Origin of the sequence: Pseudomonas sp. 31 R 17, assembly GCF_900004915.1 — a bacterium.
Lineage (GTDB): Bacteria > Pseudomonadota > Gammaproteobacteria > Pseudomonadales > Pseudomonadaceae > Aquipseudomonas > Aquipseudomonas orientalis_A.
In genome coordinates this window covers 1-15,797 of sequence record NZ_CVTN01000004.1, presented here as the reverse complement: position 1 = coordinate 15,797, position 15,797 = coordinate 1, and the positions used below count along the sequence as shown (strand labels likewise).

The following is a 15,797-nucleotide window of genomic DNA, read 5'->3' as shown; positions in this document are numbered from 1 at the left end:
GCGTCCTGCCGGGTTGCCCACGGATTCAAGCCTGCGTTCGGCCAGCGTGGTTTAACGGGGCGCCTGAGATCAAAAGCAAAAGCGCGGCGGCCTTAGAGCCGACCGGTATCTTGTGCCGATCCCGGTGCAAATGTGGGAGGGGGCTTGCCCCCGATGGCGGCCTCTGGGCCGACCAGGATGCCGGGGGCATATCCGCTCCTGCGTTCAGCCAGCATGGTTTGACGGGGCGCCTGAGATCAAAAGCAGATCAAGGCGCCTCGCTTCGCATCGTGGTTACGTTTGGCGCTGCAGCGTTGTGTAGATACCTAGGGTCAGTAGCGAAGCCTGACGGTGGTGCCAAGCGTGCGTTCGCTGCCGGTCATGACGCCGTAGTCACCGGCGCCGAGCAATGAGTACACGGCGCTGATGTACTGGCGGTCGAAGACGTTGCGCACCCAGCCTTCCACTTCCCAGGCACGGTCCTGGCTGCGTAACCCAAGGCGCAGGTTGGTCAGGCCGTAGCCGGGTTGATAGCTGCCTTCGCCGCCTTCTAGGGTGCCGTAGTAGCCGCTCCTGAAGCTGTAGTCGATAGCGCTGTAGGCTTGCAGTCCATACGCAAGCGGGTGGACGTGGTCGAGGCCGGCGCTGAAGCTCCATTGCGGCGCGTTGTAGAGACGATCGCCGCTGAGGTCGCAGTTCCACTGGCCCGAGGCCGGGGGGCAGGGGGCGTTGGGGAAGCTGCGGTAGCGCGCATCGCTCCAGGCCAGGCCCAGGCGTGCGGCGAGTGGGTCGGCGAGTTGCCAGGAGGAATCCAGTTCGATGCCGCGCAGGCGGACTTTGCCGACGTTGATCAGGTTGTCGCGCAGCGGTGGCGCGAACGGCGAGGTCGGCGGGCTGTAGGTGAGCGCCTGGTAGTTGTCGACGTCGGTCTGGTAGACGGCAAGGTCGAGCATGGCGCGCTCTTCCCAGAAGCGCGTCTTCACGCCCAGTTCCAGCGAGGTGGCGCGCTCCGGCTCGAACGTGGGGGCGGCGAACAGGCCGACCACGTCGAAGTTGATCCCGCCGGCCTTGTAGCCCCGCGACGCACTGACATAGCCCATCACCGCATCGTTGAAGCGGTAGCTGGCGCTGAGCAGGCTGGAGAGGCTGTGTTCTTCAATCGAGTCTTCGCGGTAATAATCACCGCCGAGTGCGATGCCACGCAGCAATTGCCCGCCCGCCTGGAAAGCCGGCGGCAATCCATTCAGCGGAGCGAGGTGGCTGACATCGCGCAAGATCCAGCCGTCCTTGCGTTCCTGGCTGTAGCGCAGGCCGCCGGTGAGTTCCAGCCGATCTATCGGACGCCAGGACACCTGACCGAAAACGGCGCGGCTTTCGCCTTTCTGTTCGCCGTCGGAGCGTTGCCGGGCGCCCTCCAGCAGCATGGCCGGCACCTGGTTTGGCGCGGTGAAGATGATGCCATAGTTTTTTTTCAGCGACGCCAGTTGGTCGCCGACGAACCATGGCGCGGCGTCCTTGCCGAATTCGACGTCGATCCTGCGGTCGAGCTGCTGACGCAGGAAATACAGCCCGGCGACATAATCGATGGACGGGCCCGCCGTGCCGGACACACGCCATTCCTGGCTGAACTGCCGGTGACCCAGCGCGGTTGCGGACTCGGCGACCGACAGCGCAGTGCTGTCGCCGTCGCGGGTCGCGCGGTAATCCCAGTCGCGGTAGGCGGTGATGCTGGTAAAACGCGTGGCCGCGTCCAGGTCCTGGTTCAACTCCAATGACACGCCGTTCTGCACGGTCTGCGGACGGCCCGGTGCGTCGACGCGTGTCTCGCGTTGGTAAGGGGAGGGTTCTGCCAGCGCATAGCCAAGGAACCTGGCGCGCTGGCGTGTCTGGGCACTGTAGTGGTTGGCCAACAGCACATTGCCGGCCTCGTTTTGCTCGGCATGGTCGGCGATCAGGCGCGCGCTGAAGTCCGGGTTCGGCGTCCACAGCAATTGCCCGCGCAGGCCCTGGCTGTCGGTGTCGCCGAGGCGCGTGCCATCCTGCAGGTTGCGCACGGAGCCATCAGCCGAACGGTTGAACACGTTGAGGCGCCCGGCCAGTACGTCATCCTGCAGCGGCCCGGAAACCACGCCGCGATATTCGCGCAAACCGTGCTCGCCCTGGCTGGCTTCAAGGCTGGCTTCAGGTTCAAAGGTGGGTGGGCGGGTGATGATGCTCAGCGCGCCGGCGCTGGTGTTCTTGCCGAACAAGGTACCTTGCGGCCCGCGCAGGACTTCGATGCGTTCGATGTCCATCAACTCGGTGAAGGCCATGCCCTGGCGCGCCTGGTAAACGCCATCGACGTAGGTGCCGACGCTGCCTTCCAGGCCATCGTTGTAGGGGGTGGCGCCCAAGCCGCGCAGTCCGAACCCGGCGAAGCGGGCGTCATGACCGGACACCACCAGGCCGGGTACCCGCTGCTGGATGTCCTGAAGCCGATGCAGGCCGGCCTCGTCCAGTTGATCACCATAGAGCACGCTGATTGGCATCGGTACGTCCTGCACCGCTTCCTCGCGGCGCCTGGCGGTGACGGTTGATTCATCCAGCGTGAGCAGGCCGGGGGCTTCCGGTGCGGCATTTGCCGGCGCCCAGGGCAGTGCCACGACACAGCCGAGCCAGAGCAGCGGATAACCTGGACCCGGCATGCTAAACCTCCCTGGCCATCTCGCGACGCACCGTGTCCGGGCAGGCCAGCGCCTTGACCCAGGCCAGCAATGCTCGGCTGTCGGCGGGCTTGAGCAGTACCGCGTCGAACGCCAGGGCATCCGGATAATCCTGCGGCCGGCGTGGCGGGATCGCCGAATACAGCATCACGGGCAGAGGCCCCCAGTGATTGCGCACTTGCCGCAGCAGCTCCCAGCCGTCCATGCCGGGCATCATCTGGTCGCTGATCAGCAGATCGACCGTTTGTGCGGCCAGGCAGGCCAGGGCGGCTTCGCCGTCCGCCGCCAGGCTCACGTCAAACCCATAGCCGGCCAGCAGGTCGTACAGCCATTCGCTGTTCTGCAAGGCGTCATCCACCAGCAGAATATGTTTGCCCCGGCCGTCGAGCGGCGCGGCGTTGTTGTCGACGATGCCCAGTTCCAGATCCTGTTCCCCGGCGCAGTTGAGTCGCAGGCGAAAACTGAAGTGGCTGCCGCCCCGTTCACTGGTGTGTGGTTCGAGCCGGCTGTCCATGCGCGCCAGCAACTGCGTGACAATCGACAAGCCCAGCCCGCTGCCGTCATAGCGCTGTGCATTGCGGCCGCGGCGGAACGGTTGCAGCAGGTGTTCGAACTCATGTGGGTCGATGCCGATACCGGTGTCGATCACGCTGAAGCGCAGCGCCACGCTCTCAGCCGTCGCGCCCGGGTCAGCGCTGACTTCGAACCGGATCTGGCCGTCGCGGGTGAACTTTGCCGCGTTCGCCAGCAGGTTCATGAGGATTTGCCGCAGACGTGTGAAGTCGGCCTCGACCAGTGGCGGCAGGTCATCGGCCAGCCGCGCTTCGAAGGTGTTGCCCTGGCGCGCGGCGAGAAAGCCGGCCTCATCAATGATCTCCTTGAGGAAACCGTACAGGTAACCCGGCGCGAGGGTCAGTTGCATGTGCTCCAGCTCGCCACGGGAAAATTCGAGCATCTCATCGATCAGTTCCAGTTGCTGGCGCGCATTGCGTTCGATCGTGGCTGGATAATCGCGATTCGGCCCGGCGTGCAGCAGGCGCGCATAGTCGATGATGCGTACCAGCGGCGAGCGCAGGTCGTGACTGATCCGCGCCATCAAGGCGCTGCGCGCCGCCAGGGATTCGCGCAACTGCGCGGTGCGCAGCGCCACCGTGCTTTCCAGGCGTTCGTGCTCGGCCTGGCGTTGTTGTTCAAGGCTGGACAGCGCGTGCCTTTCACGGTCGCGGCTGCGCACGACTTCCATGATCAGGGTGCACACCAGCAACGCCACGCCCGCCAACGTGGACGATAAGCTGTATTTGCTGGCCGGCGACTGCCAGGGCAACTGTTCCTGCGGGAAGAACATCCGCATCAGCAATTGGCCCAGCAAGAGTCCCGGCACCAGCCAGGCCATCCAGCTGTAACCCAGGCGTCGGCGCCAGGCCATGCCTAATGTGGCGAGCAGCACGGCATAAAAGCTGATCAGCGACCATTGGACCAGTTGTGCGCCCTGGACCGGATCGACGTTCAGCCACCAGAGTCGGCCCAGAATGCAGCCCGACAGGGGCAACCCATAGCTCCAGCCAATGGCTTTGGGCAGGCGCGATACCTGCAGCAGCACGCGCATGTAGGCCACAAACAGGATGAACGAGATTACGCTGGCGCAGGTCAGCCACTCGCGCGTCCAGCCCAGCGCAGCGGGCCAGTAGACCAGGTAGCCGTTGAGGATGCCGGTCAGCAGGATGTAGCTGAGCACCGCACCCGCATTCACGGTCAGCAACCGGGAGCGCAGGATCCAGCCGACGATCAGGCCGAATGGCACGACCAGCAGGACGATGCCAAGGGTGAGTCCGTCGCTCAGGTAGGTCTGTTGCTGACTGCGCAACAGCGCCGGTTCCGACCACAGTTGCGGCTCCAGCAGCAGTTGGAAATGGCTGGTCACGCGGATGAGCACCGTGACGTGATCCCCGGCGGCCAGCGAGATCGGGAACGCGGGCTGACGCGAGGGGGGCTGGGGCCATTCGATCAAGGGATGGGCGTTGCCGGCACGTGCATCGCTCCAGTGTCCATCGGCGCGCTGGTAGACGCGAATGTCCTCCAGGCGCGGCGCCCCGACCACCAGCAGGCGCGAACACGCCACGTCGCTCGCGTTGGTGAGCTGCACGCGCAACCAGAACGCGGAGCGGCTATAGCCTTGGGTCGGCCAGCCTGGGCGTGGGGTGGCGAAACGCGCTTCGGGCAGTCGAGCAACATCGTCCACGCTCAAGCGGGCCTGGGTATCCTCGAACACATGCAGCGTGGGCATCAGGTCCAGGTGCTCGGCCCGGCACATATCCACGGGGGCGGCGCGCAGCAGGCCTGCGAATAGCAATGCCATTGTCAGCAACAGGCACTGTAGAAACCGCATCAGGCCTGCTCGTTGCCCAGGGAGTGCTGGCGAAACTGACTGGGCGTCATGCCGATGCGCTGGCGGAATGCGGTGGTGAAGTTGCACGCATTGCGAAAGCCCACCAGTTCGGCGACGTCCTGCACGCTCATGGCGCTTTCGCAGAGCAGTGCCTGGCCCCGCCGCAGCCTTGCATCGCGAATGTAGGCGAACACGGTCAGCCCCAGGTGCTCACGGAAAATCGCCGAGAGGCGTTTTTCATGGGTGCCGACTTTTTGTGCCAGGCAGGGCAGGGAGGGTATGTCGTCCAGTTGATGTTCAATCACGCGCATGGCCGCCCTCAACACGATTTCATCGCCTTGCGGTGCTGGCTCGGCCAGGCTGGCCTGAACGGGCGGCGGCGCTCGCCAGGTCAATTGCAGATGAATCCGGATGCGCGCCAGCACTTCCTCGGGAGCGTAGGATTTGGGGATGTAGTCCACCGCGCCCACGGCCAGCCCTTCGAGGCGTTCCAGTGAAGTATTTGCCGATGACAGGAACAGGATCGGCGTATGCCGGGTGGCCGGCGCCTCGCGTAACAGCCTGCACAGGCTGAAGCCGTCCATGTGTGGCATGTGAACATCCAGCACGATCAGGTCCGGACGCAGGGCAAGTGCCCGTTGATAGCCCTGATGGGCATCGCTGGCAACCGAGACGCGCCAGGACTGGGTCTTGAGCAGAATGAGCGTGGCACGGATATCTTCAGGGGCGTCGTCGATCAGCAGAATATGCGGCACCGCGTCCTGCGCAGTCGCTGCCTGCCTGTCGTAGTGGCCATTGTTCATTCGCCAGGTTCTCTTATCTGTTTTGTTGCCGCGACATCGTCAGCGAACCCGGGGGGATTCGCCGGCAGGCCTTCGTTCGAGCGTTGTCTGCCTGCCGGATTGCCGCACTTTAGAGCGTTTTGCAACGATAAGTCACGTCACGCCTTAGCTGGCCTGGGCGGCCAGCGTCCTTTCAACCCGGGAGTCGGCGTTGAAGTCGAGGAGGGAAATAAAGCTGTCCATCAGCGGTGATTGGTTGAGGGTGTTCCAGCCCATGTACAGGCCGATCGATGGGTTGGGGGCGGCGGTCAGCGTAGAGATCCGGCGAAACAGGACCTTGTCGCGCGTGATTGAGTTGGCAATTGACTCAGGCACCAGCGCGACGCCAAAACCACAGGCCACCAAGCCGATCAAGGTCTGGATCTGTGCGGCCTCCTGCACCACCCTGGGATAAAAACCGGCAGCTTCGCACAAGGCGATAAGCTGGCTGTGATAGCCGGGCCCCAAGGCTTCGGGGGTGAATACGAAGTCTTCCCCGGCGAAATCCCGCAGGTCAATCCGGTCCTCCTCAGCCTTGGGGTGATGAACGGGCAGCGCCAGCACGATCTCTTCATTCAGCACGAGACGTGATTCGAAGTTTTGCGCCGAAATCGGCAGCTGGCGCATGAAGGCGATATCCGCTTCTGCGCAGAGGATGGCCTTGGCCTGGCTGGCGGAGGGCATCTCCCGGATGACCAATTGGACCTTGGGGAAGGCCTCGCGAAACTGACGCAAGGTATTGAGCAGCGACTCGTAGCCGGCGATCGATACTGCGGTCACCGTCAGTGTGCCCGCGATCCCTTCGGACACGTGACGGGCACGTTCGATGCCGAGCTCCAGCTCCTTGAGCGTGCTGTAGGCAGCCTTCAGGAACGCACCGCCGGCGGGGGTCAGGTGGACCCCGCGTTTATTGCGGGTGAACAGCCTGAACCCCAGTTTATCTTCCAGCCGATTGATCGCCTGGCTCAACGGCGGCTGGGCCATGTGCAGGCGCAGGGCTGCCTTGTGGAAATGCAACTCTTCAGCCACGGCGATGAACTGGCGCAGCAGGCGGGTTTCGATCATTTCTTCTGTTCCTTCATTGAACTGATCAGCAGGCTTACATGGACTCGACATTAACTTGATATTAATCAGGTATCAACTTTGGCCGCCGTTAGTATTAAACAGGTCCGACAGACATTGTTAGGGTAAAGGGCACTCCAGAGGAAATAGCCAATGAACTTTACCGGAAGAACTGCGATTGTAACGGGCGCGGGTCGGGGGCTCGGCTTTAGTTATGCGCGCCTGTTAGCCACTTTGGGCGCCAACGTCGTGATCAGTGATGTCGGGGCCGATAAGCTCGGCGCAGGGGGCGATGGTTCGATTGCCATGCACGCGGCACACACCCTCAAGGACAAAGGGTTGCGCGTGGTGGGGCACCACGGTGACCTGTCCACCGAACAGGGTTGCCAGCAATTGGTGGAAAAGGCCATCGAGGCATTTGGGCAACTCGATATCCTGATTCACAATGCCGGTTGGGTCGGTTATCAACCCATTGAAGAGGCTGACGCACTGTTTATGGGGCGCGCGGTGGATATCAATATTTATACGCCCGTATGGTTATGTAAGTTTGCCTGGAAATATCTGAAACACTCCACCGCCGCGCGGGTCGTGCTGACGTCTTCCGACCGTGCGATGTATCAGCACTACGCGCAACCGGGCCTGGTGGCGTACGCCGCCGGCAAGATGGCCCAACTGGGCATCATGAACGCGTTGAGTATCGAAGGCGCACCCGTGGGCATCCTGGTCAACGCGGTATCGCCGGTGGCCAAGACGCGTATGTGGGGCGTGACCGAAGCGCCGGAAAACCTCAAGCCCGAATGGGTGGCGCCTGGCGTGGCCTTTCTGGCATCGCAGCAATGCAAGGATTCGGGCTATGTGCTGCGCGCCAGCAACGGCCAGTTCACGGCGACGCGGTTTGTCGAAAACCCGGGTGTCGACTATCCCGTCGATCTGGCCCGCGTCAGAGCCGCCAGTGCCGAGCAGGTTGCGCAACGTTGGAACGAAATCAAGGAGTGTTGAGTATTTCTGCTCAGCATGCGGTGACTTTTCCGAGGTCGAGTTCTCTGTTCTTTGGTTGTGGGATCTTTCGACGTACGTTTTCGTACAACACGTGCTAAAGAAAGAAAAAGCGCGCCGATACAATCGTTGAGGTTTGAGTAAACCAGGTGTTCTGCGGGTTTGCCTTCGTAGTGTGCATTTACACGCCTCTATACGGCCAGGGAAAGGCCCATCTCGGGACTTACACAATGCTCAACAAACTCAGCATTTCGCAAAAGCTCTATGTCAGCTTCTTCATTATTGTGTTGTTGATTGGACTGTTGGTAATAAGCGCTTACCGGGGCTTCGGGCAGGTTGAAGAGGCGACCAGGAGTAACGTTCACAGCTATGAGGTTCTCAGTGGCATTCAGGTAGCGCTAGAACAATTGATCAATATTGAAACCGGCATGCGCGGTTTTGTCATATCGTCAAAAGATGCTTTTCTGGAACCGACGATAGCGGGAGAAAAACGCTTTGGCGAAGTGTTGGCCCTACTGAAAAACCTGACGGCCGATAATGCGCAGCAACAACAACGCCTCGCTGCATTGGGCGACATCCAGAAGCGTTGGGTCGACGAAGATGTCCACCCGATCATTGCCCAGCGCCGAGATTTGACCCAGCGCAATGCACCTGACGAAGAGCTGGGCCAGCGCATTGCATCGGGCGCTGACAAGACCAAGATGGACAGCATGCGCGCTGTGTTATCGCAGATTGCTGACGCCGAGAACAAACTCCTGGATACCAGAACTCAGCAAATGACCGACGCCAAGCATTTTGCGTTGGTGGTCCTGTTTTGCGGCGGCGTTGCAGCGGCGATTCTGTCCGTGATTCTGGCCACGTCTTTGGGCCGAAGCACCACCGCGCGCCTGCAACTGGCGATTGACGCCGCCACGGCGATTGCCAACGGCAGACTCGACACCGTGATCGACACGAGCAGCCATGACGAGTTGCCCAAAGCCTTTGACCGTATGCAGAATCGCCTGCGTGAAATGATTCAACAGATCAGTCAGGCCGCCAGTCAACTGGTCGTGGCTGTGCAGCAAATATCCGGCGCATCCGAGCAGCTTTCCGGCGCCATTCAAGAACAATCGACGTCGGCGTCGATGATGGCGGCCACCGTCGAAGAACTGACGGTCAGTATTCATCACGTCTCCGAAAACGCGGATGAAGCCCACAAGTTGGCGACCCGTTCAGGCCAGCAGTCGAACGACGGTGCGCAGGTCATTGAAAATACCCTGTCCAGCATGATGGGGATTGCCAAGACGGTGCAGCTTTCCTCCACCCAGGTCGCGGGGTTGGGTCAACACTCGGAGCAAATTTCCTCGATCGTCAGTGTCATCCAGGGCATCGCTGATCAGACCAATCTACTGGCACTCAACGCCGCGATTGAGGCGGCCCGCGCGGGTGAGCAAGGTCGTGGGTTCGCGGTGGTAGCCGATGAGGTGCGGCTGCTGGCGCAGAACACTGGCAAGTCGACCAAGGAAATCGCGAGCATGATCGAGAAAATTCAGCTTGGCGTACGCGACACCGTTGAAAGCATGCGCAGCGGCGTTCAGGAAGTGGATCATGGCGTGGAAATGGCGGGTACTGCCGGTCACGCCATTGTCGAGATCCGCGACAGCTCGGACAAAGTCCTGAAGGTGGTCGATCAAATCTCGTTTGCCTTGCGTGAACAAACGGCTGCAAGCCAGGATGTTGCGCGTAATGTCGAGCGCTCAGCGCAGATGGCCGAGCAAAATAATATGTCCGTTCAGGAGTTGCTTAAAACCAGCGGCGGATTAAAAAGCCTCGCCACCAGCCTGCAACTTGAAGTGAGCAAGTTTCAGCTCTAGCGTTAAGCGTTTGCCGTCATGCAGGATGTGCAGCAGTGGAAACTGCCGCAGATCCGGCGGCTGGCCATTGACGAACAACTCCGGGCTGGCCACTGCCATATGTCGTTCCATCACCAGCAATTGACTGCTGCAATGGTTGGCCGCTTCGAGGCCGAAGCGGATGTGGCAGTCGATTTCCGCGAGGCTGTCGTTACCGTGTGCTGCCTGGATAAATGCGGCGCCTGTGAGTTCTTCGCGAGCAAGCTCGCTCCTACAAGGGATTGCGTGTTCCTTGCAGGAACGAGGTTTGCGCGCGAAGGCGTGCTCAAGAACACCAATGTCAGGCGCCCCGTTAAACCACGCTGGCACACCGAGCCCAGGCGAGGTGTCGAGTGGTGGGGCAAGAGCGTTTTGCTTACTTTTGCGCTTTTCAAAAGTGAGCCGCCGTTGGGCGGAACCCTAAGTGGCCGTTACCGCAGAGACGGATATGGACTCGATCTGAATACTTAATTGGGTAAAGCTTTTAAAGCACTAATTGCCATTCAAGGGGTTTGCCGCTGGTGCTTCTTCATACGGTAAGCAAATTGAGCACGGCTGAGCCCCACGAGTCTGGCGGCCGCAGCCAGGTTGCCGGCGCTTTGTTGCAACGCTTCAGTGATCAGGCGCGATTCAAGGCCTTCGATGGAAACTCCCTGGTCCAACGAGTCGAGGGTACCCAGCAGCGTCGAGCGCGGCGCCTGCGCGGTATTTGACAGGCCGCCCTGGTCGTCGAGGCCATAGGGCTCGGCGGGCATCGGTTCGTTGCGAAACAGATGCACCAGGTCAATGGCCTGGCCTTCATCGCTTGCAATCAGGCCGCGTTCGATGAGGTTTTGCAGTTCGCGCACATTGCCCGCGAAGTCGTAGCGCAGCAACGTCTTCAGGGCGCGCATGGTCAGGCCTGCCGGGGTCCGGGCGTAGTCCTGGCAGAAGCGCGTCAGGAACGCATTGATCAGCAGCGGGATGTCGTCCCGGCGTTCACGCAGCGGGGGCAGGGCGATGGGGTATACATTCAGCCGGTAGAACAGGTCTTCGCGAAAGCTTCCGTCTGCCACCGCTTTACGCAGGTCGATATTGGTGGCGGCCACCACGCGCACATCCACCTTGATCCCGCGCACCCCGCCGACCCGTTCGATTTCCCGTTCCTGCAAGGCTCGCAGCAACTTGCTTTGCCCGGGCAGGCTGAGGCTGGTGATTTCATCCAGGAACAGGGTGCCACCCTGGGCCCGTTCGAACCGCCCGGGGCGCGAGTGCGTCGCGCCGGTGTAGGCGCCGCGTTCGACACCGAAGAGTTCGGCCTCCACCAGGTTATCCGGGATGGCGGCGCAATTGAGTGCCACAAACGGGCTGTCATGGCGACGACTGAGCTGGTGCAGTTGGCGCGCAAACATCTCCTTGCCCACGCCGGACTCACCGCTGATCAACACCGTTGCCGGGGTCAGCGCGACCCGTTGCAGCGCTTGCATCGCCGCGTTGAACGCGGCACTGGCGCCCACCAACGGTTGCGGCTGGCGGGTTCCGCCACTGCTGGCGACGGGGCCTGCGAGCGTGGGGGGAGCAGGGCCAGTGACGGCCTGGGACACATTCAGGTAGCGCAGGTCCTGCTCGACATCCCCCCATTGCTCGGCGGTCTTGCCAATCACGCGGCAACGGCGATGGCCCATGCCACGGCATTCCACTTCGCGGAAAATCACCATTTGCCCGAAGAGACCACTGACGAAGCCGATGGCATAGCCGGTTTCGGTCCAGCACACCGGGTCCTGGCCGATGCCGTAGGCCCCCACATGTTCATCGGCTTCGCACGAGTGGTGCCAAAGAAACTCCCCTTCATAGAACCCCGAGTCGGCATCGAACTTGAAGTGCAGCGGTTCGACCTTGGTCATGCCTTCCAGGGTGTGCAGATGAGTCCCGGCGCGAAACACCGCGGCGGCATCGGCCTGTGGCCAGCGCTCGCGGATCAAGCGCGCATCCCGTGCGCCGGAGGCATAACCGGTGCGGGTGAACAGGCCCCGGGCCTGGTCCAGTCCCAGGCGCTCGATGACCTCGGCGCGCAGGGCGCCGAACGACGAACTGTGCAGCAATAACATACGTTGATCGTTGAGCCAGATGCGCCCGTCTTCGGGGGAAAAGAACAGGCAGTCGGCCAGTTCCGCCGTGGTGGGCGAGCTGCTGTCACTGAGTTGGCGACTGTCGCCGCGCGGAGGGTAGGGCGCGGTGGCCATCCGGTCGTCGGGCAGCGCGCTGTGGGGATTAGTCATTGTTATGCCCCTGCAAAGCGAGTGATCGATATGAGCAACTGCTCAGATAGTTATAAAACATAACCTTATCAATTGAACAAGTGGCAGAGCCCGGGTTTTTTGCCGGTGAACGCCCCAGGCGTGTGAACGCTGCATGGCAGGCCTCGACCCAGAGCCCTCGCCGGTTTATGTACGCGCCGTTGGGTGCAAGCGGCACAGCCTTTGCTCCAGACCGGATGCGGCGTGTGCACCCTGTGCAGACGATGACAATTACAAGAACCGGAGTTGCCAATGCCAGTGTCTGAGACCACCCTCTTTCTACAGCGGGCCATCGCGTCCGAATGCCTGTTCAACGGCGACTGGATTCCCGTTTCGGGATCTGTGATTGACGTGATTGAACCCGCCACCGGCGAACCCCTGATGCGCTGCGCCATGGCCAATGCGGCCGACATCGCCATCGCCTGCCGCAGCGCGGCCCTGGCGCAGCCTGCCTGGGCTGCGTTGGGCCCACGGGAGCGCGCCGAGGTATTTCGCAGAGCGGCGGACCTGGCCCAGCGGTCCTTCGCCGAGCTGGCGCTGTACGTCGCCCGGGAAACCGGCGGCGCGTTGTTCAAGGGCGAGCACGAAGTGCGTGAAGCGATTGTGCTGCTGCATCAGGCAGCGGGGCTGTTGTCCCAACCTCACGGGGTGGTGCTGCCCAGTGCAGCAGGCCGACTGTCCTATGCACGGCGCCAGCCCCACGGCGTGGTCGGGGTGATTTCACCGTTCAACTTCCCGCTGGTGCTGTCACTGCGTTCAGTGGCCCCGGCGCTGGCGGCGGGCAATGCCGTGGTGCTCAAACCCGACCCACAGACTCCGGTCAGCGGCGGTTTTCTCGTTGCCCGGCTGTTCGAAGAGGCGGGCTTGCCCAAGGGCCTGCTGCAGGTGTTGCCCGGCGCGGCGCCGGCGGGGGAAGCGCTGTGCCGCGATCCGAATGTGCGGATGATTGCATTCACCGGGTCCACGGCGGCGGGGCGCAAAGTCGCTGAAGTGGCCGGTCGACACCTGAAAAAGGTTGCACTGGAGCTGGGCGGGAAAAACCCGCTGATCATTCTCGAAGACGCCGACCTCGACCTGGCCGCGAGCAATGCAGCCTGGGGCGCCTGGCTGCATCAGGGGCAAATCTGCATGGCGACCGGGCTGATTCTCGTGCATCAATCCATCGCCGAAAGCCTCACCCGCAAGTTGGTGGACAAGGCGCGGGCGCTCACTGTGGGCAATGCCGCCCAGGGTGAAGCGGCGCTCGGCCCGTTGATCAACCAACGGCAACTGCAGCGCGTGCACGAGATCGTCAGTGACAGCGTACAGGCCGGCGCACGGCTGGAGGCGGGCGGCGACTATGACCGGTTGTTCTACCAGCCCACCGTGCTCAGTGGCGTACGTCCGGGGATGCGCGCCTTTGAGGAAGAGCTGTTCGGCCCGGTGGCCACGGTGGTCAGTTTCTCCACCGACGAGGAAGCGATCGAACTGGCCAACCGCACGGAGTACGGCCTTTCGGCCGCCATCATCTCGCCGTCGGTCGGGCGCGCCATGGCCATCGGTGAGCGGCTGGACTGCGGTCTGCTGCACATCAACGACCAGACCGTGGCCGACGAATGCATCAACCCGTTCGGCGGGCGCGGTGCCTCCGGCAATGGCGGCAGCGTCGGCGGGCCGGCCGACTGGGACGAGTACAGCCAGTGGCAGTGGGTCACGGTGAAAAATACGCCGCCTGTCTATCCATTCTGAGCCGTGGCCGTTCCGGGCCCTGGCGCATCGCTTTGATACACCCATGCCTATACAAAAATAAGAGGGCTTGAACATGAACCTGCACAACAAAACCCTGATTGTCACCGGTGTCGCTTCCGGCATTGGCGCCGAACTGGCGCGGCTCGCGCGTTTCCAGGGTGCCACGGTGATCGGCGTTGATCGCCATGAACCGCAACTGACCCTGGATGACTTCTTCCAGGCTGACCTGGGCCACCCGGCCAGCATTGATGCCCTGGTGGCGCGCCTGCCCGCGCGGGTCGACGGGCTATGCAACATCGCCGGGGTGCCCGGTACGGCGCCCGCGCAAGCGGTGGCCACGGTCAATTACCTGGGGCTGCGGCACCTGACTCAAGCGCTGCTGCCACGCATGCCGGCGGGCGGCAGCATCGTCAATGTCGCCTCGGTGCTTGGCGCGCAATGGCCGCAACGGCTGGAGCTGCACAAGGCCCTGGCCGCGACGTCCAGCTTCGAGGCCGGGCAGCAGTGGCTGGCGGCCAATCCGGTGGAGCAGGCCAGCTGTTATCAATACTTCAAGGAAGCGCTGATCGTGTGGAGCTTCCAGCAATCCCAGGGCTGGTTTCGCGATCACTCGGTGCGTATCAACTGCGTGGCGCCGGGGCCGGTGTTTACCCCGATTCTCGGCGATTTCGTCAGCATGCTCGGGCCGCAGCGGGTGGCCGAGGACAGCCGGCGCATGACCCGTCCAGCCCTGGCCGATGAGGTGGCGGCGGTGATTGCCTTCCTCTGCTCGGACGCTTCGCGCTGGGTCAACGGGGTCAATCTGCCGGTGGATGGTGGGTTGGCCGCCACCTACGTGTAGGGCCTGCTACAGCGATAAATCCCGGTGCGGCCCCTCCGTGCCGGGAGTCTTGAACAACAACAAAAATACAGGACATACAAGATGCTCAAGCCTATCTTGCGGACGGTTGCAGCCACCACGTTTGTCGCACTGTCACCGATTTCACATGCTTATGACCTGCCCGGACTCAACCTGGGCACCACCAGTTTCTACGACGGCTCACCGGCCCCGGCGGGGCCCGGCTGGTACCTGGAGGAATACCTGACGTACTCCCGAGCGAGCCGTTTCAACGATGCCCACGGCAACAAGCTGGCGTTGCCCAGGCAGGACGTGGAAGTGGTGGCGCCCACCACGCAGATCATCTACGTCGGCCAACCCCTGGCCAATGGCGCGATGCCGGGATTCACCCTGATCAACACCTCCCTGGCCCATGTGAATGTCGACGATGGGTTGAACAATGCGGCGCTGAGTTCCCGTGCCGGCTTCGGTGATCTGACGGTCGGTGCCTTCCTGCAGCTGCCGACCCTGAGCCGCGCCGATGGCAGCCCGCTGTTGACCCAGCGTGTGGAGGCTGATGTGTCGATCCCGGTGGGAGCCTATGACCGCAATCGTTCGATCAACCCCGGCAGCAACTTCTGGTCATTCAACCCGTATTACGCGGCGACGTACTGGTTCAGCCCGAAATGGTCGGCGAGCGGGCGTTTCATGTACCTGTGGAATGGCAAGAATGACGACCCGCAGGCAGGCTTCGGGGATGTTTCCGATACCCAGGCCGGGCAGGCATTGCATGCCAATCTGACGCTGCAATATGCCTTGAACCAGCAACTGAGCGTGGGGGTCAACGGCTACTGGTTGAAGCAGATCACTGATACCCGGGTCGACGGACACGCCGTGAGCGGACGCCGGGAGAAGGTCTGGGCCATCGGCCCAGGCCTGGTCTATGCGTTCAGCAAGGAAGAGGTGCTATCGGTAAACGCCTACTTTGAACAGCAGGCGCAGAACCGCACCGAGGGCAACAAACTGGTGCTCAATTGGCTGCATAAGTTCTAGTGGGCGCCGTACGCACCATCACGCTGATGATGGTCAGTGCGGCAATCACCACTCCGGGGGACGTCGCCAGCAGTACCCCGGCGGTGCCGGCGCCGGCGGCAAGGAG

Annotated in this window: 10 protein-coding genes and 2 pseudogenes; 5 read left to right on the top strand and 7 right to left on the bottom strand. The window is 62.3% G+C overall.

Annotation, left to right across the window (positions count from 1 at the left end; translation table 11 throughout):
• Positions 1 to 311: 311 nt before the first annotated feature.
• From BFP89_RS00065 to BFP89_RS00050, 4 genes are all read right to left on the bottom strand, one after another.
• The gene (locus tag BFP89_RS00065; protein WP_065883082.1) at positions 312 to 2,663 is read right to left on the bottom strand and encodes a TonB-dependent receptor; all 2,352 of its coding nucleotides are present in this window, start codon (positions 2,661 to 2,663) and stop codon (positions 312 to 314) included.
• Position 2,664: 1 nt separating this feature from the next.
• Complete coding sequence (locus tag BFP89_RS00060; RefSeq protein WP_083207981.1) at positions 2,665 to 5,067, bottom strand: hybrid sensor histidine kinase/response regulator; 2,403 nt, start codon at positions 5,065 to 5,067, stop codon at positions 2,665 to 2,667.
• Positions 5,067 to 5,870: a response regulator transcription factor gene (locus BFP89_RS00055; protein WP_065883080.1), complete on the bottom strand. Its 804-nt coding sequence runs from the start codon at positions 5,868 to 5,870 to the stop codon at positions 5,067 to 5,069. Before BFP89_RS00055 ends, BFP89_RS00060 begins: the two co-directional genes overlap by 1 nt.
• Before the next feature lie 144 nt (positions 5,871 to 6,014).
• Entirely contained in the window at positions 6,015 to 6,953 is a 939-nt protein-coding gene (locus BFP89_RS00050) for a LysR family transcriptional regulator (protein ID WP_065883078.1), read from the bottom strand.
• 150 nt (positions 6,954 to 7,103) lie between these two features.
• Here BFP89_RS00050 and BFP89_RS00045 point away from each other — a divergent pair, with 150 nt between their 5' ends.
• Both BFP89_RS00045 and BFP89_RS00040 read left to right on the top strand, forming a co-directional pair.
• Positions 7,104 to 7,949 (top strand): SDR family NAD(P)-dependent oxidoreductase, encoded by an 846-nt coding sequence (locus BFP89_RS00045; RefSeq protein ID WP_065883077.1) that lies wholly within the window; start codon positions 7,104 to 7,106, stop codon positions 7,947 to 7,949.
• A gap of 227 nt (positions 7,950 to 8,176) precedes the next feature.
• Complete coding sequence (locus BFP89_RS00040; RefSeq protein ID WP_065883073.1) at positions 8,177 to 9,799, top strand: methyl-accepting chemotaxis protein; 1,623 nt, start codon at positions 8,177 to 8,179, stop codon at positions 9,797 to 9,799.
• A 3-nt stretch (positions 9,800 to 9,802) separates the two neighbouring features.
• Here BFP89_RS00040 and BFP89_RS26835 read toward each other — a convergent pair.
• Both BFP89_RS26835 and BFP89_RS00030 read right to left on the bottom strand, forming a co-directional pair.
• A pseudogene (locus BFP89_RS26835) lies at positions 9,803 to 9,994 on the bottom strand (LysR family transcriptional regulator); the annotation flags it as partial.
• 326 nt (positions 9,995 to 10,320) lie between these two features.
• The gene (locus tag BFP89_RS00030) at positions 10,321 to 12,075 is read right to left on the bottom strand and encodes a sigma-54-dependent Fis family transcriptional regulator (RefSeq protein WP_065883069.1); all 1,755 of its coding nucleotides are present in this window, start codon (positions 12,073 to 12,075) and stop codon (positions 10,321 to 10,323) included.
• Positions 12,076 to 12,345: 270 nt separating this feature from the next.
• Between BFP89_RS00030 and BFP89_RS00025 the strand changes: the two genes are divergently transcribed.
• The 3 genes from BFP89_RS00025 to BFP89_RS00015 all read left to right on the top strand — a co-directional run bounded on the left by BFP89_RS00025 (position 12,346) and on the right by BFP89_RS00015 (position 15,691).
• Positions 12,346 to 13,821, top strand: coding sequence for a benzaldehyde dehydrogenase (locus tag BFP89_RS00025; protein WP_065883068.1), 1,476 nt, complete (start codon positions 12,346 to 12,348; stop codon positions 13,819 to 13,821).
• A 73-nt stretch (positions 13,822 to 13,894) separates the two neighbouring features.
• A complete protein-coding gene (locus BFP89_RS00020; RefSeq protein ID WP_065883067.1) occupies positions 13,895 to 14,662 on the top strand; it encodes a coniferyl-alcohol dehydrogenase in 768 nt (255 codons plus the stop codon).
• 81 nt (positions 14,663 to 14,743) lie between these two features.
• The gene (locus BFP89_RS00015; protein WP_065883065.1) at positions 14,744 to 15,691 is read left to right on the top strand and encodes a SphA family protein; all 948 of its coding nucleotides are present in this window, start codon (positions 14,744 to 14,746) and stop codon (positions 15,689 to 15,691) included.
• On the opposite strand, the pseudogene BFP89_RS29575 reads toward BFP89_RS00015, so the two are convergent.
• Positions 15,669 to 15,797: pseudogene (locus BFP89_RS29575) on the bottom strand (3-(3-hydroxy-phenyl)propionate transporter MhpT); the annotation flags it as partial. The gene BFP89_RS00015 and the pseudogene BFP89_RS29575 sit on opposite strands and share 23 nt — an antisense overlap.